At 54.4% G+C, this 23,159-nt stretch carries 16 protein-coding genes and 1 pseudogene; 14 read left to right on the plus strand and 3 right to left on the minus strand.

The window, feature by feature from the left end; all coding sequences use genetic code 11:
- The 6 genes and pseudogenes from IMQ48_RS03330 to xdhC form a co-directional block, all read left to right on the plus strand.
- On the plus strand, window positions 1-620 hold a 620-nt coding region (locus IMQ48_RS03330; RefSeq protein WP_196207900.1), incomplete at its 5' end, for a hypothetical protein.
- A 16-nt stretch (window positions 621-636) separates the two neighbouring features.
- Window positions 637-1,341, plus strand: a complete 705-nt coding sequence (locus IMQ48_RS03335; protein ID WP_196207901.1) for a hypothetical protein — start codon at window positions 637-639, stop codon at window positions 1,339-1,341.
- Between the two features lie 612 nt (window positions 1,342-1,953).
- Window positions 1,954-2,190: pseudogene (locus IMQ48_RS03340) on the plus strand (Arm DNA-binding domain-containing protein); the annotation flags it as partial.
- A 379-nt stretch (window positions 2,191-2,569) separates the two neighbouring features.
- On the plus strand, window positions 2,570-4,873 hold the full coding sequence (gene xdhA / locus IMQ48_RS03345; protein WP_196207903.1) for a xanthine dehydrogenase molybdenum-binding subunit XdhA: 2,304 nt from the start codon (window positions 2,570-2,572) through the stop codon (window positions 4,871-4,873).
- Between the two features lie 4 nt (window positions 4,874-4,877).
- The gene (xdhB, locus tag IMQ48_RS03350; protein ID WP_196207904.1) at window positions 4,878-5,756 is read left to right on the plus strand and encodes a xanthine dehydrogenase FAD-binding subunit XdhB; all 879 of its coding nucleotides are present in this window, start codon (window positions 4,878-4,880) and stop codon (window positions 5,754-5,756) included.
- The gene (gene xdhC / locus IMQ48_RS03355; RefSeq protein WP_196207905.1) at window positions 5,753-6,232 is read left to right on the plus strand and encodes a xanthine dehydrogenase iron sulfur-binding subunit XdhC; all 480 of its coding nucleotides are present in this window, start codon (window positions 5,753-5,755) and stop codon (window positions 6,230-6,232) included. The genes xdhB and xdhC overlap by 4 nt, the downstream gene beginning before the upstream one ends.
- Window positions 6,233-6,462: 230 nt before the next feature.
- Here the strand turns inward: xdhC and IMQ48_RS03360 are convergent, their stop codons facing one another.
- On the minus strand, window positions 6,463-8,241 hold the full coding sequence (locus IMQ48_RS03360) for a sigma-54-dependent Fis family transcriptional regulator (protein WP_196207906.1): 1,779 nt from the start codon (window positions 8,239-8,241) through the stop codon (window positions 6,463-6,465).
- 613 nt (window positions 8,242-8,854) lie between these two features.
- Here IMQ48_RS03360 and ygeW point away from each other — a divergent pair.
- The 5 genes from ygeW to arcC all read left to right on the plus strand — a co-directional run bounded on the left by ygeW (window position 8,855) and on the right by arcC (window position 15,073).
- Complete coding sequence (ygeW, locus tag IMQ48_RS03365) at window positions 8,855-10,042, plus strand: knotted carbamoyltransferase YgeW (RefSeq protein ID WP_196207907.1); 1,188 nt, start codon at window positions 8,855-8,857, stop codon at window positions 10,040-10,042.
- A gap of 56 nt (window positions 10,043-10,098) precedes the next feature.
- A complete protein-coding gene (gene dpaL / locus IMQ48_RS03370) occupies window positions 10,099-11,295 on the plus strand; it encodes a diaminopropionate ammonia-lyase (RefSeq protein WP_196207908.1) in 1,197 nt (398 codons plus the stop codon).
- A gap of 183 nt (window positions 11,296-11,478) precedes the next feature.
- Window positions 11,479-12,690, plus strand: a complete 1,212-nt coding sequence (locus IMQ48_RS03375) for a YgeY family selenium metabolism-linked hydrolase (protein ID WP_196207909.1) — start codon at window positions 11,479-11,481, stop codon at window positions 12,688-12,690.
- Window positions 12,691-12,738: 48 nt separating this feature from the next.
- Entirely contained in the window at window positions 12,739-14,130 is a 1,392-nt protein-coding gene (gene hydA / locus IMQ48_RS03380) for a dihydropyrimidinase (protein ID WP_196207910.1), read from the plus strand.
- 10 nt (window positions 14,131-14,140) lie between these two features.
- Window positions 14,141-15,073: a carbamate kinase gene (gene arcC, locus IMQ48_RS03385; RefSeq protein WP_196207911.1), complete on the plus strand. Its 933-nt coding sequence runs from the start codon at window positions 14,141-14,143 to the stop codon at window positions 15,071-15,073.
- Between the two features lie 285 nt (window positions 15,074-15,358).
- Here the strand turns inward: arcC and yqeB are convergent, their stop codons facing one another.
- On the minus strand, window positions 15,359-16,984 hold the full coding sequence (gene yqeB, locus IMQ48_RS03390) for a selenium-dependent molybdenum cofactor biosynthesis protein YqeB (RefSeq protein ID WP_181484955.1): 1,626 nt from the start codon (window positions 16,982-16,984) through the stop codon (window positions 15,359-15,361).
- 48 nt (window positions 16,985-17,032) lie between these two features.
- On the minus strand, window positions 17,033-17,812 hold the full coding sequence (gene yqeC / locus IMQ48_RS03395) for a selenium cofactor biosynthesis protein YqeC (protein ID WP_196207912.1): 780 nt from the start codon (window positions 17,810-17,812) through the stop codon (window positions 17,033-17,035).
- A 26-nt stretch (window positions 17,813-17,838) separates the two neighbouring features.
- On the opposite strand from yqeC, the gene mocA reads away from it, so the two are divergent.
- The 3 genes from mocA to ssnA all read left to right on the plus strand — a co-directional run bounded on the left by mocA (window position 17,839) and on the right by ssnA (window position 23,156).
- Window positions 17,839-18,405, plus strand: a complete 567-nt coding sequence (gene mocA, locus IMQ48_RS03400; RefSeq protein WP_196207913.1) for a molybdenum cofactor cytidylyltransferase — start codon at window positions 17,839-17,841, stop codon at window positions 18,403-18,405.
- 321 nt (window positions 18,406-18,726) lie between these two features.
- Entirely contained in the window at window positions 18,727-21,825 is a 3,099-nt protein-coding gene (gene ygfK / locus IMQ48_RS03405) for a putative selenate reductase subunit YgfK (RefSeq protein ID WP_196207914.1), read from the plus strand.
- Window positions 21,826-21,827: 2 nt separating this feature from the next.
- Window positions 21,828-23,156, plus strand: coding sequence for a putative aminohydrolase SsnA (gene ssnA, locus IMQ48_RS03410; protein WP_196207915.1), 1,329 nt, complete (start codon window positions 21,828-21,830; stop codon window positions 23,154-23,156).
- Window positions 23,157-23,159 lie beyond the last annotated feature (3 nt).

Genomic DNA, 23,159 nt, shown 5'->3' on the forward strand with positions numbered 1-23,159 from the left:
AGAGCAGCATTGCCAGGCTAGATTTACAACACAAAAAATCAGAAGAAAAACTAAACTCAATAAATTTAGAATTAAAACAAACATTGAATGAACTAAATCAACAGAAGTTGATAGCCAAAAGAGCGGTTAATGCAAACAATAAGAATCTTGAATCTGTTTTTTGGGAGAATTTTTCCGGACTTGTCGCGGTGGTTTATCTTTCAAAGAATGCACATTTCGTGAACAATACTTCAGGTGATTCAAAATCAGCATACAGCGACCCTGACAGTCTATATTTAAGCCCATACAATGCGATTAGCCAAGCATTAAAAGATGGCAATCGAAATTTTATATCCAGCTCAGAAAACGTGCCAGAAAATATTCGAACTAAAATACTAAAGAAAATTCAAATTTCCATTGAAAAAAACAAGAATACATTAATGAGAAAACCAATCGGATTTGATAATAAAATTAATAAGTTGATAAAGGATATAGAATCCACAAATTTAAAAACTGACCAGGATGGGATAATGAGGAATTATGAAGCAGAAAAAGAACTATCATCTTACATCTTTACGATAAATAAACAATCAACCACCCGCGCCATGGACTTTTTAAAAACCGTTCAATACGAACATTAACATTGGGCTTATCATCATGAATACTAACAATAAATTTGACCTGTGGTTGGTTAGAATAAGTTATATTGCTCAAGTTGGGTTATTTTTCTTAACTACTTTCACAATATTTTATACAGTAATCCCAATATATCAGAATGCAAACTTGCAGGAATCCATTGCAAAAAAAGAGCTTGAATATGAAAAATTAAAAGAAAAACAAAGGATTTTGTATTTGAATTTAAGAAGAGAATACTCAAGAAAATATGTTATTGATGCAATATCTCAGTGTTCACCTACAGAAATACTTATGCGCCAACCATCAGAGGATGACATCAGAAAACCTCATAATGTCATAATGAACGAATTTAAAAAACATCTAGACAAGGATCTGTCAGGTTGTTTTGAGAAGGTATTCTATGAAAATCATTATGTAAAAGAGTTAAATGATAATGATCAGCAAGATATCCTCCACAAGATTAAAAGCCTCACGCCCTCGATTACTAAATTACATGAAAAATACGAGGCTAACTTTAAAGACAACAACTCGTTATTAAATGCGGGAAAAGAAAGCTCGACAAGTTTAAAGAAAACGGAAGAGTTTCTAATAAGCACAGGAAACTACAGTGATGGTAACAAAAAAGATTTTGAGAACTCTTACGTAGAGTCAGGTGCATATGATTTAGTTGTAAAATATGGATTTGAAATCAACAATCTCTTTTCTAATACCATAAAATACAATTAACTTCTTAGTTCAATCACCGCCTCTGTTAGTTTAGAAGGGGCGGAAATAAAATGTCTAAGTGCTCATTGGTATACACGACTAATCCAGTGACAGCGCTTGCTAGCGAGTGATTTAAGCCATTCTGGTATACAGAACGTGAAAAACATAAATTGAGGGGTATACTCTTGAATTCGCGAAATGCCGCTGGTTGGCAAGAAGCATTGTATAATGCGTGGGGATGATGAGTTTATTGGGCATTTTTCAACCAAATAGCAGAATTGCCAGCCCCTGCCCCATCGTACTCTCATTCAACTGTTCATGTTAAGAACTGATGACATAGACCGATCTCTATGGTCTTAATGAGACGTTTTTATCGTATGATGGTATCAATGATGGTATTGAAAAACTAGCATTGAAAAAAACCTTTAAAAAACATCATAATAATCACATTTTCGATTCCTGCAGGGACACCATTGCACCGTTCTCCACCCTCCGCAATAGTTCGCAAAATCCCTTACACAGCAAGCTCTCAATAAAATACCAGTTCGTCATAGTTCGCAATAGAACGCTGACAGCCGCACACTTAGGCGGGTAAAAAACGAGTAAATAATTTTACCCACCGGAGTTTTACCCATGCTCACCATCAAGCAGATCGACGCGGCAAAGCCGAAAGATAAACCGTACCGGCTGCTCGACAGCAACGGGCTGTACATTTATGAGCCTGTTATCGGAAAGAAAGTCTGGCAACTGCGTTACAAGCTCGATGGTAAAGAGAAGGTGCTGACGGTAGGTAAATATCCGTTGATGTCATTGCAGGAAGCCAGAGACAAACAGTATTTATCGATGATACTGAAATACCTTTCCCTAGGTAGGCTGGGTGCCTATAGGTGCGAAGAACTACCGGCTGCCTGGTCCGTATTCAAAAAGACGTCTGGCGCAACTATCTCTTAGTCTACTGATGGATACCGCCTGAACACCCTCCCCTTCGGGCTCGCCATTTATTGGCGACGCTGATTGCCTGACAGGCCTATCATCCCCCATAGTGCGTCGCGTATCATAATGATTTGATTAAGCTCATAATGATACGCGACGCGCGGCTTTTTTTCTCCCTCCCCTCCCCATACCGGCCACAACTTTTAACGTCATCACAGTTCCTTGACTTACCTACCGTAATTTCCGCTTCTGGCGTAATTCTTGCCTGTTTTAGGTATTGGCTTGCGAGCCAAATCTTCATTTCAGGGGGACGACTATGGAATCGCGAGAAGCGACCGTTACCGGTGAGTCATGTATGCGCGTGGATGCCATTGCCAAGGTGACCGGGCGGGCCAGATACACCGATGATTACGTGATGGCAGGCATGTGTTATGCCAAATATGTTCGCAGCCCCATCGCGCATGGCTTTGCCAACAGCATCAATTGTGACGATGCCAAAAATGTGCCCGGCGTGCTGGCGGTATTTACCTGGGAAGATGTGCCGGATATTGCGTTTGCCACCGCAGGCCACGCCTGGACGCTGGAGGCGGGTAAACGCGATGCCGCCGACCGCTATCTGCTGACCCGTCACGTCCGTCATCACGGTGACGCAGTGGCGATTGTGGTGGCCAGGGATGAGCTGACCGCAGAGAAAGCGGCGCTGCTGGTTAAGGTCGACTGGCAGCCATTGCCGGTGATAACCACCCCGGAGGCCGCGCTGGCTGAAGGAGCCGTCGAAATCCATCCCGGCGGCAACCTGCTCAAACAGAGTGAAATGGCCACCGGAGACGTTGCCGGGGCGATTGAAACCGCAGACCTGCAGATTCAGGGGCACTATCAAACGCCGGTCATCCAACATTGCCATATGGAGACCGTCACCTCATTTGCCTGGATGGAAGAGGATTCCCGCATCTCCATCGTCACCAGCACCCAGATCCCCCACATCGTGCGCCGGGTCGTCGGTCAGGCGATCGGCATTCCGTGGTCCTGCGTGCGGGTTATTAAGCCCTATGTCGGAGGCGGTTTTGGTAATAAACAGGACGTACTGGAAGAACCTATGGCGGCCTTCCTGACCAGCAAGCTCGGCGGCATTCCGGTGAAGGTCTCGCTCAGCCGCGAAGAGTGCTTTCTCGCCTCCCGCACGCGACATGCGTTTACCATCGACGGACGGATGGGCATCAATCGCGACGGCATCTTAAAAGGCTACAGTCTCGACGTGCTGTCTAACACCGGGGCGTATGCTTCGCACGGCCACTCCATCGCCTCGGCGGGCGGCAACAAAGTGGCGTATCTCTATCCACGCAGCGCCTACGGGTACCGCTCCACCACCTGCTATACCAATCTGCCCTCGGCGGGCGCGATGCGCGGATACGGCGCGCCGCAGGTCGTTTTTGCAGTGGAAGCGATGATGGATGATGCCGCCACCGCGTTGGGGCTCGATCCGGTAGATGTCCGCTTACTCAACGTCGCCCGCGAAGGGGACGCCAACCCGCTCACCGGCAAAATTATCTACAGCGCCGGGCTGCCGGAGTGCCTGCAAAAGGGCCGCGAGCTGTTTGAATGGGATAAACGCCGCGCTGAATATCAGAATCAGCAGGGCGATATCCGTCGCGGCGTCGGCGTCGCCTGCTTTAGCTATACCTCCAACACCTGGCCGGTCGGCGTTGAGATCGCCGGGGTTCGCCTGCTGATGAATCAGGACGGGACGATCAACGTCCAGAGCGGCGCGACGGAAATTGGTCAGGGGGCCGATACCGTATTTGCGCAGATGGTGGCGGAAACCGTCGGCGTCCCGGTGAGCAATGTCCACGTGATTTCGACCCAGGATACCGATGTCACCCCGTTCGATCCCGGCGCGTTTGCTTCGCGGCAAAGCTATACCACCGCGCCCGCTCTGCGCAAAGCGGCGCTGGAATTGAAAGAAAAAATCCTCACGCACGCCGCTGTCATGCTGCATCAGTCGGCCATGAGCCTGGCGCTTATCGGCGGCAATATCGTCCTTATCGATCGCCCCACACGCCCGCTGCTGTCGTTGAAAGACCTGGCCATGGACGCGTTTTATCACCCGGAACGCGGCGGTCAGCTGTCGGCGGAAAGCTCGGTGAAAACCACCACTAATCCCCCGGCCTTCGGCTGCACGTTTGTTGACCTGAGCGTCGATCTTACCCTGTGTAAAGTCACGATTAACCGGATCCTTAACGTCCACGACTCTGGTCATATTTTGAATCCACAGCTGGCGGAAGGTCAGGTGCATGGCGGAATGGGGATGGGCATCGGCTGGTCGCTGTTTGAAGAGATGATTATCGATGCCGACAGCGGCGTGGTGCGTAATCCCAACCTGCTGGATTACAAAATGCCGACCATGCTCGATCTCCCGGAACTGGAGAGCGCGTTCGTTGAAACGCTGGAGCCGCAATCCGCCTACGGGCATAAATCGCTCGGCGAGCCGCCGATTATTCCCATTGCCGCCGCCATTCGTAACGCGGTCAAAATGGCGACGGGCGTCGCTGTCGATACGCTGCCGCTGACGCCAAAACGGCTGTTCGAGGCGTTTCATGAAGCGGGTTTGATTAAAGGATAAGACTATGTTTGATATCGCGACCTACCATCGCGCCCCGGATATTGCCGGGGCCATCGCGCTGCTGGCAAACAATCCGCAGGCGAAACTGCTCGCGGGCGGCACTGACGTTTTAATTCAGCTTCACCATCACAACGCTCGTTATCGCCATATAGTGGACATCAACGCCTTAGAGGAGCTGCGCGGCATTACCCTCACTGAGCACGGCGGGATTCGCATCGGCTCCGCCACCACCTTTAGCGAGCTTATCGACCATCCCTTAGTCCAGCGCCATCTTCCCGCTCTCAGCGCGGCTTCTGCGTCAATCGCCGGACCGCAAATTCGTAACGTCGCCACCTACGGCGGCAATATTTGCAACGGAGCGACCAGCGCCGACTCTGCCACCCCGACGCTGATTTACGAAGCCTCGCTGGAGATCCATTCGTCGAGGGGCGTGCGCTTTACGCCGATCAACGGCTTTCACACCGGCCCCGGCAAAGTATCCCTTGAGCACGACGAGCTGGTGGTGGCGTTTCACTTTCCTGCCCAGCCCACCTCATCTACCGGCAGCGCACACTATAAATATGCCATGCGCGATGCCATGGATATTTCCACCATCGGCTGTGCTGCGTGCTGTTGTCTGGAGGGAGGGCGCATTCGCGAGCTGCGGCTGGCCTTCGGAGTCGCCGCCCCCACGCCCATCCGCTGCCAACACGCTGAACAGAGCGCGCAAAACGCCCCATTAACCCGGCAAACTCTCGAGACACTCGGCGAAGCGGTATTGCAGGACGTCACCCCGCGCTCCTCCTGGCGCGCCAGCAAAGCATTTCGTCTGCACCTTATCCAGACGATGACAAAAAAAGTGGTCAGCGAAGCCGTTATTGCGGCGGGAGGAGAATGGCAATGAATCACAGCGACAGAATCACCATCGAATGTCGAATCAACGGAATGGCCTTTCAGCTAAGCGTCTCGCCGGGTATGCCGCTCTCCGAGCTGCTGCGCGAACAGGGGTTATTGAGCGTGAAACACGGCTGCTGCGTCGGGGAGTGCGGCGCATGCACCGTTTTGATTGATGGAACGCCGATAGACAGCTGCCTGTATCTCGCCGTCTGGGCCGCAGGCAAGGAGATTCGCACGCTGGAGGGAGAGCAGCAGGCCGGACGACTGTCACCGGTGCAAAAAGCCTATGCAGAATCGGGTGCCGTTCAGTGCGGGTTCTGCACGCCGGGGTTGATTATGGCGACCACAGCCATGCTCGCCAAACCGCGCAGCCAACCGCTAACCGTGTTGGAGATCCGCCGGGGGCTGGCGGGAAACCTGTGCCGCTGCACCGGCTATCAGATGATCCTCCAGGCCGTACAGGCCTGCGAGAAGCAGGAATAACGCGCGTCGGATATCGCCTCCGGGAAATACAGGTTCGTGCGCTCTGCGGGTTTGGTAGCCCGGACAGATGCGCAGCATCGCCTCCGGGAAATGTGCCAGATCTGATGCCTCTGCGTGGCTTCATCCCGGGGGCGGCGCTCAACGCGCCTTGCCCGGGCTACGGGTCTGTGCGTTCTGCGGGTTTGGTAGCCCGGACAGATGCGCAGCATCGCCTCCGGGAAATGTGCCGTTCAGACGTTCAGCAATTCATATTTCTTAATCTTGCGATAGAGCGTGGCAATACCGATGCCCAGCTCGTCCGCCGCCTGTTTTTTATTGTGATGCCGGGACAGCGCTTCGCGGATCATCTGTTTCTCCATCTCCTCAAGCGCGGTGCCTCCGGCGTCGTCGGCCAGCGCGTGCAGCACCTCAGCGGGCGCGATATCACGCTCGGGCGCTTTACCGTTATTGAGCAGATTCGGTGGCAGCAGCGTGCTATCAATCACCTCTCCCGAGGGAACAACGTTAACCAGATACTCCATCAGGTTGCTCAATTCTCGCAGATTGCCCGGCCAGCGATGATACTTCAGCAACGTCACCACATCCGGGGCGATGCCGGGGTAAACCAGGCCGAGCCGACGGGTATGCAGGTGCAGAAAGTAGTGCACCAGCAGCTCGATATCATCCTGACGTTCACGCAGTGGCGGCAGGGTTAACGGGATGACGTTAAGCCTGTAGAAAAGGTCTTCGCGGAATTTACCCTCGGCAATAAACTGCCCGAGATTTTGGTTGGTGGCGGAGATGATGCGGATATCCACCGGCACCGGACTGCTGGCGCCGAGAGGCAGAATTTCCCGCGCTTCAATAGCCCGCAGCAGCTTAGCCTGGAGCACCAGCGGCATATCGCCAATCTCATCAAGGAATAGCGTCCCGCTATTAGCCGCCTGAATCAGACCTGTTTTACCGTTGGCTGATGCCCCGGTAAATGCGCCTTTCACATAGCCAAATAATTCGCTTTCCAGCAGTTGCTCCGGAATGGCGGCGCAGTTAATGGCGATAAAAGGTTTATTTTTGCGATCGCTGAGCTTGTGAATTGCCTGGGCGACCACCTCTTTTCCGGTGCCGCTTTCGCCGACAATCATCACGCTGGAAGGGCTCGGGGCAATACGACCAATCAGCTGCTTAAGCTGGCGCATCCCCCGGCACTCACCGACCAGTTGTTCAATATGCGGTTCATTATCGGCTAACGCCACGACGGTACTGGTATGCGACTGATGAAAGGCCATCAGGAATAATTGCCGCCCCTGAACATTATGCAGCTGACCAATAATGAGTTCGCTTTTATCATCCCACGAAACAATATGTTGCATATGTCCGTGCGTAAAATTACTCTCAAAGGTGAGCGGTCTGAAGCGCACAGATTTACCCATCATGGTGTTTTGCATCACCCCGAGTATTTTCAGTGCCGTTTGATTAGCAAACTGCACGCGATTATCTTCATCAATAACCAGCACCCCTTGATCCATATTCTCGATCATCGTCGCGAATATTTTACTGATGCTGTCATTGCCGTCCTGATCTTGCAGAAGTTTCGAAACAAAAATGGTCGATATATGGCGAACGTAATCGGAGAACTCGCGCAGATTATCGTTAATATGCTCCTGCTGTTCATGGGTAACGGCAATCAAACTTATCACCCCCACGCAGCGGTCTTGTAAAATAACCGGCGTGCCCAAAAAGGCTTTCTCACGGCAATTATCTTTACTGTCACATCCTTCACAGAGCGGATCGTGGCGAGAATGGGTGACCACCTTTTCCTGCTGGGTTTCCAGAACAAAGCGCAATAGCCTTGAATTGCTGCTTAGCGGACGCCCCAGAAACTTGCCGTAGGCGCCGGTACCCGCCACGCGGCACAGGTGTTCGTCGACAATCTCTACCTCAAGTTGCAAAACGCTGGCCAGCATTCTGGCAAAGCGCTGAATAGTCGGTTGAATCTGCATCAAAACGGATTGCGTTGTTGCGAGGACCATAGACTTACCTTCCGGCATCACTTAGAGCCTATCTCATTAGGGCTATTTTGCTTGCCATTTTGAACCTGGGCAGTGCTCAGAATCCTCACGTACTACGTGTACGCTCCGGTTCTTCCGCGCTGTCCGTGTTCAAACTGTCTGCGCCAATAACGCCTACTGGGATAGGCTCTTAAGCGGTAGATCGTTGAGGATATCGATGACTGCAAGAGGACTATGATACTAACTCAGAAAAAAACGGCTTTGATAAAAAGCGGGGTGTTTATCATTTTGTCATGATAATTATGCAAGAGGTGTCACATTTCTATATCAATATGAGAATTACCCCAGCTTATTTATCAATATGACGATTTACTCCCCGACCCTTAATATTATTTCAATTCTCTTTATAGCGATGAAAAATGATATTTAAAAAGCCAAACGTTTACGTCGATTAATTTCCGCCAATAACATTGTTAATTTGTGATCGCAGCCACAAATAACCGCCCTAAAATAGGACTGACGCCACCTTGAATTAATCCTGGCACACTTATTGTTAGTTGATGGTATCGCTGTGATATCGCGCAGTCACAGCCGTTAAGCCACTTTGCCGTCATTCCACTACCGGGACCTTACAATGAAAACTGTTAATGAGCTGATAAAGGATATCAATTCGCTGACCTCGCACCTTCACGAGAAGGATTTTTTATTAACGTGGGAGCAGACGCCGGATGAACTGAAGCAAGTCCTCGACGTCGCCGCCGCGCTGAAGATGCTACGCGCTGAGAACATCGCGACCAAAGTCTTCAACAGCGGATTAGGGATTTCTGTTTTCCGCGATAACTCCACCCGTACCCGCTTCTCTTATGCCTCGGCCCTCAACCTGCTCGGCCTCGCCCAGCAGGATCTCGATGAAGGCAAATCGCAAATCGCCCACGGCGAAACCGTCCGCGAAACGGCCAATATGATCTCGTTTTGCGCCGATGCGATCGGTATTCGCGACGACATGTACCTCGGCGCGGGCAACGCCTATATGCGTGAAGTCGGCGCGGCGCTTGACGATGGTTACAAACAGGGCGTGCTGCCGCAGCGTCCGGCGTTAGTTAACCTGCAATGTGATATCGACCACCCGACGCAGGCGATGGCGGATCTGGCCTGGCTGCGTGAACACTTTGGCTCGCTGGAAAACCTCAAAGGCAAAAAAATCGCCATGACCTGGGCGTATTCCCCCAGCTACGGCAAACCGCTCTCCGTGCCGCAGGGCATTATCGGCCTGATGACCCGCTTCGGTATGGACGTCACGCTGGCTCATCCGGAAGGCTATGACCTGATTCCCGATGTTATCGAAGTGGCGAAAAGCAACGCCAACGCCTCCGGCGGCAGCTTCCGCCAGGTGACCAGCATGGAAGAGGCCTTTAAGGATGCCGACATCGTCTATCCGAAGTCATGGGCCCCTTACAAAGTGATGGAAGAGCGTACTGAGTTACTGCGCGCTAACGACCATGCCGCGCTGAAAGAACTGGAAAGACAGTGTCTGGAGCAGAACTCGAAGCATAAAGACTGGCACTGCACCGAAGAGATGATGGAGCTAACCCGCGACGGCGAAGCGCTGTATATGCACTGCCTGCCCGCCGATATAAGCGGCGTCTCCTGTAAAGAAGGCGAAGTTACCGAAGGTGTATTCGAAAAATACCGCATCGCCACTTATAAAGAGGCCAGCTGGAAGCCTTACATCATCGCCGCGATGATCCTCGCCCGCAAATATCCGAAGCCCGGAGTTCTGCTGGAACAACTGTTGAAAGAAGCGCAACAGCGCATGAAATAACCCCCGAGCCGACCCACCGGTCGGCTTTCCGTTCCGGAGGCCAATAAGGATAGGATATGTCCGTTTTCACACTGAAGATCGATATTGCCGACAACCATTTTTATAACGGTGAAACGTCGCCCCTCTTTTCGCAAAAACAGGCCAAAGTGGCGCGCCAGTTCCATCAAAAAATCGCGGGCTATCGCCCAACGCCGCTCTGCGCGCTGGACAGCCTGGCCAGTCTGTTTGGCGTGAAAAAAATTCTCGTCAAAGATGAATCAAAACGCTTTGGGCTGAACGCCTTCAAAATGCTCGGCGGTGCCTATGCCATCGCCCGCTTGCTATGCGAGAAATATCAACTTGATATCGAGACGCTCTCGTTCGCGCAGCTCAAAAACGCTATCGGCGAAAAGATGACCTTTGCCACCACTACCGATGGCAACCACGGTCGCGGCATCGCCTGGGCCGCGCAGCAGCTCGGGCAACATGCGGTGATTTATATGCCGAAAGGCTCCGCTCAGGAGCGCGTCGACGCCATTCTCAACCTCGGCGCTGAATGCATCGTTACCGATATGAACTATGACGACACCGTTCGTCTGACCATGCAACATGCGCAGCAAAACGGCTGGGAGGTGGTGCAGGATACCGCCTGGGAAGGCTACACCAAAATTCCGACCTGGATTATGCAGGGCTACGCGACGCTTGCCGATGAAGCAGTAGAGCAGATGCGCGAAATGGGCATGGCCCCGACTCACGTGCTGCTCCAGGCTGGCGTCGGCGCGATGGCGGGCGGCGTGCTGGGCTACCTGGTGGATGTTTATGGCCCGCAAAACCTGCGCAGCATTATCGTCGAGCCGGATAAAGCCGACTGCATTTATCGCTCGGGCGTTAAGGGCGACATCGTCAACGTCGACGGCGATATGGCGACCATCATGGCCGGTCTGGCCTGTGGCGAACCTAACCCGCTCGGCTGGGAAATTCTGCGCAACTGCGCCACGCAGTTTATCTCCTGCCAGGACAGCGTCGCCGCGCTGGGCATGCGCGTGCTGGGTAACCCATACGGCGACGATCCGCGGGTAATCTCCGGCGAGTCCGGCGCCGTAGGCCTGGGCGTTCTGGCCGCCGTACACCATCACCCGCAGCGTCAGGCCCTGATGGAAAAACTGGCGCTGGATAAAGACGCCATCGTGCTGGTTATCAGCACCGAAGGCGACACCGACGTGAAGCACTATCGCGAAGTGGTCTGGGAAGGCAAACATCCGGTCACCCCGTAATCCCCTTATTAGAAAATAGCTCCCCAAGAGATACGGGAGCTATACCCAATGGATTTCAAGTTGCTTCGAGGCGGCAAGCGAGAGAATCCTCAGGAGCTTACTCAAGTAAGTGACTGGGGTGAACGAACGTAGCCAACAAAGAAGCAGCCTGAAAGACGACGGGTATAAAACTGGAGAACAACAATGGCTAAGCATATTCCCTTTAAACTGATTCTGGAAAAAGCACACAACTACCAGGCCGACATGACGCGCTTCCTGCGCGATATGGTCGCTATCCCCAGCGAGAGCTGCGATGAAAAACGCGTGGTTCACCGCATCAAACAGGAGATGGAAAAAGTCGGCTTCGATAAAGTCGAGATCGACCCGATGGGCAACATTCTCGGTTATATCGGTCATGGCCCGCGGCTGGTAGCGATGGACGCCCATATCGATACCGTGGGGATCGGCAATATTAAGAACTGGGAATTTGATCCGTATGAAGGCATGGAAACCGATGAGCTGATCGGCGGACGCGGCACTTCCGATCAGGAAGGTGGCATGGCATCGATGGTGTATGCCGGGAAGATCATCAAAGACCTCGGTCTGGAAGATGAGTACACCCTGCTGGTGACCGGTACGGTACAGGAAGAAGACTGCGACGGCCTGTGCTGGCAGTACATTATCGAGCAGTCGGGCATTCGCCCGGAATTTGTCGTCAGCACCGAGCCGACCGACTGTCAGGTGTATCGCGGACAGCGCGGGCGTATGGAAATCCGTGTTGATGTACAGGGCGTCAGCTGTCACGGCTCTGCACCAGAGCGCGGCGATAACGCGATCTTCAAGATGGGGCCGATTCTCAATGAATTGCAGGATTTGTCGCAGCATCTGGCTTACGACGAATTCCTCGGCAAGGGTACGTTGACGGTTTCCGAGATCTTCTTCACCTCGCCGAGCCGCTGCGCGGTGGCGGATAGCTGTGCGGTCTCCATCGACCGCCGTCTGACCTGGGGCGAAACCTGGGAAGGCGCGCTGGACGAAATCCGCGCCCTGCCCGCCGTACAAAAAGCCAATGCGGTGGTGTCAATGTACAACTATGACCGCCCATCCTGGACCGGGTTAGTTTATCCGACCGAATGCTACTTCCCGACCTGGAAAGTCGAAGAGGATCACTTCACCGTCAAAGCGCTGGTCAATGCTTATGAAGGGCTGTTCGGCAAAGCGCCGGTGGTCGATAAGTGGACCTTCTCCACCAACGGCGTCTCGATTATGGGACGCCACGGCATTCCGGTGATCGGCTTTGGTCCGGGCAAAGAGCCGGAAGCCCATGCGCCAAACGAGAAAACCTGGAAATCGCATCTGGTCACCTGCGCCGCCATGTACGCCGCCATCCCGCTGAGCTGGCTGGCAACAAAATAATCATCCCTCTGCATCCCCCGGCTTACCGGGGGATTTCTGGAGTCTGCTATGCGCGTACTGATTAAAAACGGAATCGTCGTTAACGCTGACGGACAGGCAAAACAGGATTTGCTGATAGAAAACGGTATTGTTCGTCAGCTCGGCGACAATATTACGCCACAGCTGCCTTGCGAGATCGTCGATGCAGCCGGCTGCTACGTCATGCCCGGCGGCGTGGACGTGCACACCCATTTCAACATTGACGTCGGCATTGCCCGTAGCTGTGATGATTTTTTTACCGGCACCCGCGCGGCGGCGTGTGGCGGTACAACAACCATTATCGACCATATGGGGTTTGGCCCGACAGGCTGCCGGTTACGCCATCAACTGGAGGTTTACCACGGTTACGCCGCGCATAAGGCGGTGGTCGATTACAGCTTCCACGGGGTCATCCAGCATATCAATCACGCCATTCTTGATGAAATTCCGATGATGGTTGAAGAGGGGATCAGCAGCTTTAAGCTCTACCTGACCTATCAGTACAAGCTCAACGACGATGATGTGCTGCAAGCGCTGCGCCGCCTGCACATCTCCGGCGCGCTGACGACAGTCCATCCGGAGAATGATGCCGCCATTGCCTGTAAACGCGCCGAGTTTCTTACCGCCGGGCTGACCGCGCCGCGCTATCACGCCCTGAGCCGCCCGCTGGAGTGCGAGGCCGAAGCTATTGCCCGGATGATCAATCTGGCGCAGATTGCCGGGAATGCGCCGCTGTATATCGTCCATCTCTCCAACGGTCTGGGGCTGGATTATTTACGCCTGGCAAGAGCTAACCACCAGCCGGTGTGGGTAGAGACCTGCCCGCAATATCTATTGCTGGATGAGCGCCGTTATGACGCACCTGACGGGCTGAATTTTATTCTCAGCCCGCCTCTGCGCAACGTCCGCGAGCAGGACAAACTCTGGTGCGGCATCAGCGACGGTGCAATCGACGTGGTCGCCACCGACCACTGCAACTTTTCGATAGCCCAGCGCCAGCAGCTCTCTGGCGGCGATTTCAACCGTTGCCCGAACGGTCTGCCCGGCGTGGAAAACCGCCTGCTGCTGCTCTTTTCCAGCGCCGTGATGAGCGGGCGCATCACGCCAGAACGCTTTGTCGATATGACCAGCACCATGCCGTCCAGGCTGTTCGGTCTGTGGCCGCAGAAAGGACGGCTGGCCCCGGGCTCCGATGGCGATGTGGTGATTATCGACCCGAATCAAACGACAGAAATTCGTCACGCCGAACTGCATGACAACGCCGACTACTCCCCATGGGAGGGCTTTCGCTGTACCGGGGCGATCGTCAGAACCCTTTCGCGCGGTGAAACCCTCTTTTGCAAAGGGGAGTTTAACGCCAGAGCGGGCCGGGGCCGCTTCCTGAGACGCAAACCGTTTAGCCATCCCTGGCATACTGAATAAGTGAGGAAAAATGAGTAAGAAAATTGTTCTCGCCCTCGGCGGAAATGCGCTGGGAGAGGATCTGGCCGGGCAGATGCAGGCCGTCAAAATGACCTCTCAGGCGATCGTCGATTTAATCGCCCAGGGCCATCAGGTAGTGGTCACCCACGGCAACGGGCCGCAAGTCGGGATGATCAACCTGGCCTTTGAGGCGGCGGCGAAAACCGAAGCCCACACGCCGATGCTGCCGATGTCGGTATGCGTGGCGTTGAGCCAGGGCTATATCGGTTACGATCTGCAAAACGCGCTGCGCGAAGAGCTGCTGTCGCGCGGGATGCATAAGCCGGTAGTGACGCTGGTGACCCAGGTGGAAGTTGATGCCCACGATCCCGCGTTCCTTAATCCGACCAAACCTATCGGTTCATTCTTCACTCAGCAGGAGGCTGAACAGCTGGAGAAACAGGGCTATACGCTGAAAGAAGATGCCGGTCGCGGCTATCGTCGCGTCGTCGCGTCACCTAAACCGGTAGACATCATTGAGAAAGAGACCGTCAAAACTCTGCTGGATGCCGGGCAGGTAGTAATTACCGTGGGCGGCGGCGGCATTCCGGTGATCCGCGAAGGCAACCATCTGCGCGGCGCCAGCGCGGTGATCGACAAGGACTGGGCCAGCGCCCGGCTCGCCGAAATGATAGATGCGGATATGCTGATCATCCTGACGGCGGTGGAAAAAGTGGCAATCAACTTCGGTAAACCTAACGAACAGTGGCTGGATCGCTTGTCATTAAGCGATGCGGAGCGCTTTATCAACGAAGGGCATTTCGCCAAAGGTTCCATGTTGCCGAAAGTCGAAGCCGCCGCCTCGTTCGCCCGTTCCCGCCCAGGACGCGAATCTCTGATTACCGTGTTGAGCAAAGCGCAAGAAGGAATCGAAGGTAAAACCGGCACCGTGATTTGCCAGTAGCCGGATAAGGCGTTGGCCGCTTAGTCGGGAGGGCTGGTATTTTCCCCGGAGGCGATGCTACGCATCTGTCCGGGCTACAAGTGCGTGCAGGGAGAGGTGCCGGGCCTGATGGTTCGGCGCAACTGCTTCCCGGCTCGCGCTTAGCCGGGCTACAAGTGCATGCGGTTTGGTAGCCCGGACAAGGCGCGTCTGGCGCCGCCTCCGGGAGAGGTGCCCGGCTTGATGGTTCGGCGCATCAGCTTCCCGGCTACAGGTTCACAGTCGTCTGAGGGTGAGTAGCCCACTCTATGCAACTTCCAGCACCTCGTTAGTCGATTTCACGCCCTGATGCATCAGCATCATCAGCGCTTCCAGCACGCCGCCGCCAATCGCCCTCGCCTTATCAGAAACGCTGGTAAAATCAGCGGTCTCGCCGCGCGGGTCGATATCGCCAATCTTAAAGCCGCCGACCACAGCCAGACCATCGCTTAACAAGCCGCGCACCATGCCCGATAGCGGCGCTTTAATTTCGCTTTCGCCAATCCAGGCCACGACATCACCCTCTTCTACCAGATCGCCTAGCTTCACGTTGGCACGCATGATACCTGCGGCTGGCGCGCGGATCACCCGACGCGCGGTGTGGCCCATAATATTGCCGGGAACGCCGGTATTTTCCTGCGCACAGCCCGAGTAAATCACCTGTCCCAACCAGTGACCGCGATTGGTCTCAATCACCGCACGGCAATCCTCACCCGCACGGAACCCTGGCCCCAGCGCGATAGTCACCGGTGCCATTTCAATATGAGTGCCCAGATTCTGTTTTGCCAGAATCGCATCGACCACGCAGACAGGCTTCAGCGCCTCAAGCGATGAACAGAAAGGGTCGACCAGTATCGGGATAATACCGCGTTCAGCCAGCGCAATCGCCTCTGCCGTCGTGCTCGCCAGCCGGGCGGTTACGCCTTCGACCACCATTTCGCCGTCAAACGCGGCCTGGGCAAAAGCCACGCTGCGGCGGATAACCGTCGGTTTCTCAACCTCCAGCATGAACACTTTGAATCCGGCATGAAACAGACGCAGCGCCACGCCGCTGGCGATATCCCCCGCGCCGCGAACCACCACGCGCTGGTGTCCGGACGGGTGCGCCGCTCGCATCATCAAGCCGCCGGGAGCATTGTTTTTAACCTGTAAGATTTCAGCCAGCACGCTCACCGCAATCTCCTGCGGCGTTTCGGCACCAATGTTATAGCCCACCGGCGCATGCAGGCGCGCGAGATGCTCTTCATCAACCCCCTTCTCCCGCAGCTGGCGCATAAAAAGCTGAACCTTGCGGCGGCTCGCCAGCAACCCCAGCCATGCCACCGGGCGTTCCACCAGCTTATCCAGCGCCTCGCGATCCTGATTATTGGTAGCGATCAGCACAAAGTTATCGGGGCGGATCTCCAGCGCATCCACCGCCGCGGCAAACGACTCGGCACAGAGTAGCTGTACCGAAGGAGGAAAAGAGGCCGGATTTAAGCTTTCGCGATGGATATCTGCCACGGCGATATCAAAACCCAATAGCGCCGCGCTCTGGGCAATAGCCCGATTCACATGCCCCGCGCCAATCAACACCAGCCGGGGCCGCAGCCCGTGGACGCTAATAAATACCGTCATCGCGCCGCCGCAATCTGAACCTACAGCATCGGTGCCGTTACGCGCCATTCGCCCATGAAACAGGCGCGGCTTTCGCTCCTCTAATGCCTGTAGCGCCTCGTCGATCACCTTACGCTCTACCATACCGCCGCCAATGGTGCCGACGATGGTTCCATCCTGATGGACAAGCATTTCTGCTGAATGTCGCGGCGTTGAGCCACGGCTATCCACAATTTGCGCCAGCGCAAATGGACTGTTCTGTTCTTCGAGTCTTGCAGCTTCTGTGAAAATATTCATAAAAACCTCAATGGATATCCGTTCGGTAGATCCGGTCTCCCGGCGTCGCTATCTCACAAATCTGCGCATAATCGGCGGGCGTTCCAGTATCGCGCCCAGCCAGATGGCATCCATATCCCCATTGCGCAAGAGCGAGTTCAGTTCGTCTTCAGCCAGGCGATTCTCAGAATGAGAAAACTGGTTGAGGAGCCAGATCCGTCGGCTGCCCGGCGGTACATTTTTAAACGCGCCCTGCGGATGGCGAATGAGCCGGAGAAGGTGCCCGAACGTCAGCGGCTCATCCGCTGTCAGGCCAGTGATATCAGCAAACAACGGCCAGCGATGGACATTTTCCGCTCCCGTTTTCTCCCCCAACATATGCCCGCCCGTTACGGCAATCACGCAGCAGCTGCTTTCAGGTATGCAAGGTTCATGCTCATCCGGCGCTTTCAGCGGCAATCCGTGAGCGCCATCAGCTTCCACTAAAATAACGTCGCATTCCTCTCGCGCCGCCAGCGCATCAATGGCGCTCGCCGAAAAACCTCGCGCTTTGCCCTCCTGCGCTTTCCAGGAGTGAAAACAGGTTAAAATGGGCAGCTTGAGATAGTGGGAAGGCAGAGCGGCAGCCTCCCGACAAAAGATCACCGGATAAGCAGCATCAGGCAGGAACATTTGAGTCGTCGTCGTCACCACGACGCGCCGTCCGCTGGCATGGAATAACTGAGCCAGCCAGAAAATGGTGCTGGTTTTGCCTCCGGCCCCCACGACTGAAATAACCGAGGGACGACTCTGCGCACCTAAGTCAAAGAACAATTCGGCGTTATCCTTTATATTTTCCTTGGTAACCATCAATCACCTTAAATAATGGACGCGCAATGCCAGCTATCGACTGTATTATTACCGCCGCAGGGCTTTCATCACGGATGGGAGAATGGAAAATGATGTTACCCTGGCAAGGAGGGACAATTCTTGATGCAAGTATCAAAAACGCCCTGCATTTTTGCAGCCGGGTTATTTTAGTCACCGGATATCGTGGCAATGAACTGCATCAGCGTTATGCCAATATGCGTAATATTATTATTATCCACAACTCAGATTATGCTGACGGTTTATACTCTTCCGTGAAGGCTGCCGCCGCCGCCGTTGAGAGCGAATACTGCTTCATCACCCACGGCGACATGCCCTGCCTCACCGTTGAAATATTCAATAAAATGTGGTCGTTACGTAACGCTGGTGCGCTCATGCCTTACTATCACGGCGTCCCTGGACACCCTATTTTGCTCACCAGAGAGTGCCTGCGGCAAGCTATCTCCCGGCCACATAAAAATATGCGTCAGGCATTGCTGGCGGGCGCGCATAATAGAGTAGAAATAAACAATCGCGAAATCACTTTAGATATCGATACGCCAGAAGATTTTATTAACCTGCATCATCGTCAATAAAATAGCTTATCTGCCGAGTTAAACGATTGCGTTCAAATAATCAAACCAGGCGTCTTCCGCACTTATCATAATGATACAAACTCACCCTTTTTGAGAAAATAAGATACTTTCGAGAAACGCTGACTTCATCAACAACCAGGACTGATTTTAATTCTCATTTACGCAATGTGAGATCTTTCACAAAGCAGACATAACTTTAGAAGCGCTTCACAAAAAATTATATTTATGCCGCTCGCCAGCAAGAGTGGTGCGAATGTTGCTCTATCTCTCCCATACCACCGGTTTATTTGTACCGGCTAATTAATGATAAAGGAGAGGGTTATGGGGGATATTATGCGTCCCGTTCCGTTCGAGGAACTCTTGACGCGCATATTTGATGAATACCAACAGCAGCGCTCCATCTTTGGTATTCCCGAGCAACAATTTTACTCACCTGCCAAAGATAAATCGGTCAGCGTCTTTGGTGAAACCTGCGCTACCCCCGTTGGCCCCGCTGCTGGCCCACACACCCAGCTGGCGCAAAATATTGTCACCTCCTGGCTCACCGGCGGCCGCTTTATCGAGCTGAAAACGGTACAAATCCTTGACCGGCTGGAGCTGGAAAAACCCTGTATCGATGCCGAAGATGAGTGCTTCAATACCGAATGGTCCACCGAATTCACCCTACAAAAAGCGTGGGATGAGTACCTGAAAGCGTGGTTCGTTCTGCATCTGTTAGAGCAGGTTTTCCAGCCCTCGGGCGCAGAAAAGTCTTTTATCTTCAATATGAGCGTCGGCTACAACCTGGACGGCATCAAGCAGCCGCCGATGCAGCAATTTATTGACTCAATGACAGACGCCTCCACGCAGCCGAAATTTGCGCAATATCGCGACACGCTTAGCCGTTGGCTGCACGACGACGCCTTCCTTGAGCGCCACGGCCTGAGCGGGCAGCGGGAAAACCTGCGCACGCTGCCCGCGCGCATACCAGCCACCCTGGTTCACGGCGTCACGCTCTCCACCATGCACGGCTGCCCGCCGCACGAAATCGAAGCTATCTGCCAGTACATGCTGGAAGAAAAAGCGCTGAACACCTTCGTGAAGCTGAACCCGACGCTGCTGGGCTATGCGCGCGTTCGCGAGATTCTGGATAGCTGCGGCTTTGCCTATATCGGCCTGAAAGAGGAGTCGTTCGAGCACGATCTCAAACTGGCCCAGGCGCTGGAAATGCTGCAACGCCTGATGGCACTGGCAAAACAGAAATCGCTCGGTTTCGGCGTGAAGCTGACCAACACCCTTGGCACCATCAATAATAAAGGCGCGCTTCCCGGCGATGAGATGTATATGTCCGGCCGCGCGCTGTTCCCGCTCGCCATCAACGTGGCGGCGGTGCTGTCCCGCGCTTTTGACGGCAAATTACCCATTTCTTATTCCGGCGGCGCCAGCCAGCTGACCATTCGCGACATTTTCGACACCGGGATCCGCCCCATTACGATGGCGACCGATCTGCTCAAGCCCGGCGGTTACCTGCGCCTGAGCGCCTGCATGCGCGAGCTGGAATCATCGGATGCCTGGGGAATGACCCACGTCGACGTCGAGCGGTTAAACCGGCTGGCAGAAGACGCCGTCACCATGGCCTATACGCAGAAACACTGGAAACCGGAAGAGCGCATTGAGGTTGCTGAAGACCTGCCGCTGACCGACTGCTACGTCGCACCTTGTATTACGGCCTGCGCGATCAAACAGGATATTCCGGAATACATTCGCCTGATGGGCGAGCAGCGCTACGCCGACGCGCTGGAGCTGATCTATCAGCGCAATGCCCTGCCCGCTATTACCGGGCATATCTGCGATCATCAGTGCCAGTACAACTGTACGCGCCTGGACTACGACAGCGCGCTGAACATCCGTGAACTCAAAAAAATCGCACTGGAAAAAGGCTGGGACGAGTACAAGCAGCGTTGGCATAAACCGGCGGGCTCCGGCTCACGCCATCCGGTTGCGGTGATTGGCGCAGGCCCGGCGGGGCTTGCCGCAGGCTATTTTCTGGCGCGCGCGGGGCATCCGGTTACCGTGTTTGAGCGGGAAGCCAACGCCGGCGGCGTCGTCAAAAACATCATTCCGCAGTTCCGCATTCCGGCGGAGCTCATCCAGCACGATATTGATTTTGTCGCCGACCACGGCGTGAAATTTGAGTACGACTGCGATGCGCATCTGACGGTCGAACAGCTAAAAAATCAGGGCTATCAGTATGTGCTGGTCGCTACCGGTACCGATAAAAATAGCGGCGTAACGCTGCACGGCGATAACCCGCACGTCTGGAAATCACTGCCTTTCCTGCGGGAATATAATCTGGGTTCCACGCTCAATCTGGGTAAACACGTGGTGGTGGTGGGTGCAGGTAATACCGCCATGGACTGCGCCCGCGCGGCGTTACGCGTACCCGGCGTAGAAAAAGCCACTATCGTGTATCGCCGTTCGCTTCAGGAAATGCCCGCCTGGCGTGAAGAGTACGAAGAGGCGCTGCACGACGGCGTTGAGTTCCGCTTCCTCAATAATCCGCAGCGCTTTGATGCCGACGGCACGCTGACCCTGCGGGTGATGTCGCTGGGTGAACCGGACGCCAAAGGCCGCCGCCGTCCGGTCGAAACCGATGAAACCGTAACGCTGCATGCCGACAGCCTGATCACCGCCATCGGCGAGCAGCAGGATACCGACGCCCTGAGCGCCATGGGCATTCCGCTGGATGAAAAAGGCTGGCCAGAAGTCAATGCTAGCGGCGAAACCCGCCTTGCCAACGTCTTTATGATTGGTGATGTTCAGCGTGGCCCCTCTTCCATCGTCGCCGCTATCGGCTCAGCCCGTCGGGCAAGCGATACCATCCTCTATCGGGAAAATATCCGCTCCCACCACGCGGATAAACGCTGGAACAACGTCAGCCCGGCGGAAATCTACCAGCGCAAGGGGGAAATAGCGGTCGCGATAGTCGATAAAGACGACCGCGATGCTTTCGTCGCTCAGGAAGCCGAACGCTGCCTTGAATGCAACTACGTGTGCAGCAAGTGCGTGGATGTCTGTCCGAACCGCGCCAACATCTCTATTGCGGTCCCTGGCTTCCAGAATCGCTTCCAGACGTTGCATCTGGATGCTTACTGCAACGAATGCGGCAACTGCGCCCAGTTCTGCCCGTGGCTGGGCAAACCCTACAAAGACAAAATCACCGTCTTCAGCCTGGCACAGGATTTTGACTCCAGCAGCAACCCTGGATTTCTGGTGGAAGATGACCGCGTGCGCGTGCGTCTCGACAGCCAAAGCTGGGTACTGAATATCGACAACGACGGCCAGTTCGCCAGCATCCCTCCGGGGCTGGATGAGATGTGTCGCATCATCAGCCATGTCCACCAGCAGCATCACTATCTGCTGGGCCGGGTGGAGGTATAACGATGTTAATTCTAAAGAATGTGACCGCCGTACAACTTTATCCGGCAAAAGTGCAGGAAGACGTTGATATCGCTATCGAAAATGACGTTATTGTTGAGGTTGGCGATGCGCTGACCCGACGCTATCCACAGGCTGACTGGAAGGAGATGCACGGACGCATCGTGATGCCCGGACTGGTATGCGCACACAACCATTTCTACTCCGGATTGTCGCGCGGCATTATGGCCAATATCGCCCCCAGCCCGGATTTTATTTCGACGCTGAAAAATCTGTGGTGGCGGCTGGACCGCGCGCTGGACGAAGAGTCGCTCTACTACAGCGGGCTGATTTGCTCAATGGAAGCCATTAAGAGCGGATGCTCTGCGGTCATCGACCATCACGCTTCTCCGGCGTATATCGACGGCTCGCTCTCTACGCTGCGCAATGCCTTCTTGAAGATTGGCCTGCGCGGGATGACCTGCTTTGAAACCACCGACCGCAACGGTGGAGTCGATGAATTGCAGGCAGGCGTAGAGGAAAATATCCGCTTCGCCCGCCAGATAGACCAAGCGCGGGCGACGGGCACGGAGCCCTATCTGGTGGAAGCACATATCGGCGCTCATGCCCCCTTTACCGTGCCGGATGCTGGGCTATCCATGCTCAGCGAGGCCCTCAAGGTTACCGGGCGCGGGCTGCATATCCACGCGGCGGAAGATCTCTATGATGTCTCCCACAGCCACCATCTTTATGGCAAAGACCTGCTGGTCAGGCTGGCGGAATACGACCTTATCAACAGCAAAACGCTGGTGGCGCACGGACTGTATTTGTCGACAGACGATATCGCCCTGCTCAACGAACAGGATGCTTTTCTGGTGCACAACGCCCGTTCCAACATGAACAACCATGTGGGCTACAACCATCACCTCACCGATATCCGCAACCTGGCGCTGGGTACCGACGGTATCGGCTCCGACATGCTGGAAGAGATGAAGTTTGCCTTCTTTAAGCATCGCGATGCCGGTGGCCCGCTGTGGCCAGACAGCTTCGCCCGCGCGCTGGCCAGCGGTAACGAACTGCTGAGCCGCAACTTTAGCGCTCGCTTTGGGCAGTTAGAGGCTGGTTATAAAGCCGACCTGACCATTTGCGATTATGCCGCGCCGACGCCGCTGCTGGCAGACAATATCGCCGGACATATCGCCTTTGGCCTCGGTTCCGTCAGCGTTCATAGCGTGATGGTCAACGGCGTGATGGTCTACGAAGACCGGCAGTTCACCTTTGATTGCGATTCGATTTACGCCCAGGCCCGAAAAGTCGCCGCAGATATGTGGCGGCGTATGGACTCTCTGGCATAGCCC

Source organism: Citrobacter sp. Res13-Sevr-PEB04-36 (genome assembly GCF_015672735.1).
In the GTDB taxonomy this organism is placed as follows: Bacteria; Pseudomonadota; Gammaproteobacteria; order Enterobacterales; family Enterobacteriaceae; genus Citrobacter.

What these genes read in the sequence shown, in the direction of transcription:
- IMQ48_RS03335 (WP_196207901.1), top strand. Translation starts at nt 637, where the DNA reads ATGAATACTAACAATAAATTTGACCTGTGGTTGGTTAGAATAAGTTAT.
- xdhA (WP_196207903.1), top strand. Translation starts at nt 2,570, where the DNA reads ATGGAATCGCGAGAAGCGACCGTTACCGGTGAGTCATGTATGCGCGTG.
- xdhB (WP_196207904.1), top strand. Translation starts at nt 4,878, where the DNA reads ATGTTTGATATCGCGACCTACCATCGCGCCCCGGATATTGCCGGGGCC.
- xdhC (WP_196207905.1), top strand. Translation starts at nt 5,753, where the DNA reads ATGAATCACAGCGACAGAATCACCATCGAATGTCGAATCAACGGAATG.
- IMQ48_RS03360 (WP_196207906.1), bottom strand. Translation starts at nt 8,241, where the DNA reads ATGGTCCTCGCAACAACGCAATCCGTTTTGATGCAGATTCAACCGACT.
- ygeW (WP_196207907.1), top strand. Translation starts at nt 8,855, where the DNA reads ATGAAAACTGTTAATGAGCTGATAAAGGATATCAATTCGCTGACCTCG.
- dpaL (WP_196207908.1), top strand. Translation starts at nt 10,099, where the DNA reads ATGTCCGTTTTCACACTGAAGATCGATATTGCCGACAACCATTTTTAT.
- IMQ48_RS03375 (WP_196207909.1), top strand. Translation starts at nt 11,479, where the DNA reads ATGGCTAAGCATATTCCCTTTAAACTGATTCTGGAAAAAGCACACAAC.
- hydA (WP_196207910.1), top strand. Translation starts at nt 12,739, where the DNA reads ATGCGCGTACTGATTAAAAACGGAATCGTCGTTAACGCTGACGGACAG.
- arcC (WP_196207911.1), top strand. Translation starts at nt 14,141, where the DNA reads ATGAGTAAGAAAATTGTTCTCGCCCTCGGCGGAAATGCGCTGGGAGAG.
- yqeB (WP_181484955.1), bottom strand. Translation starts at nt 16,984, where the DNA reads ATGAATATTTTCACAGAAGCTGCAAGACTCGAAGAACAGAACAGTCCA.
- yqeC (WP_196207912.1), bottom strand. Translation starts at nt 17,812, where the DNA reads ATGGTTACCAAGGAAAATATAAAGGATAACGCCGAATTGTTCTTTGAC.
- mocA (WP_196207913.1), top strand. Translation starts at nt 17,839, where the DNA reads ATGCCAGCTATCGACTGTATTATTACCGCCGCAGGGCTTTCATCACGG.
- ygfK (WP_196207914.1), top strand. Translation starts at nt 18,727, where the DNA reads ATGGGGGATATTATGCGTCCCGTTCCGTTCGAGGAACTCTTGACGCGC.
- ssnA (WP_196207915.1), top strand. Translation starts at nt 21,828, where the DNA reads ATGTTAATTCTAAAGAATGTGACCGCCGTACAACTTTATCCGGCAAAA.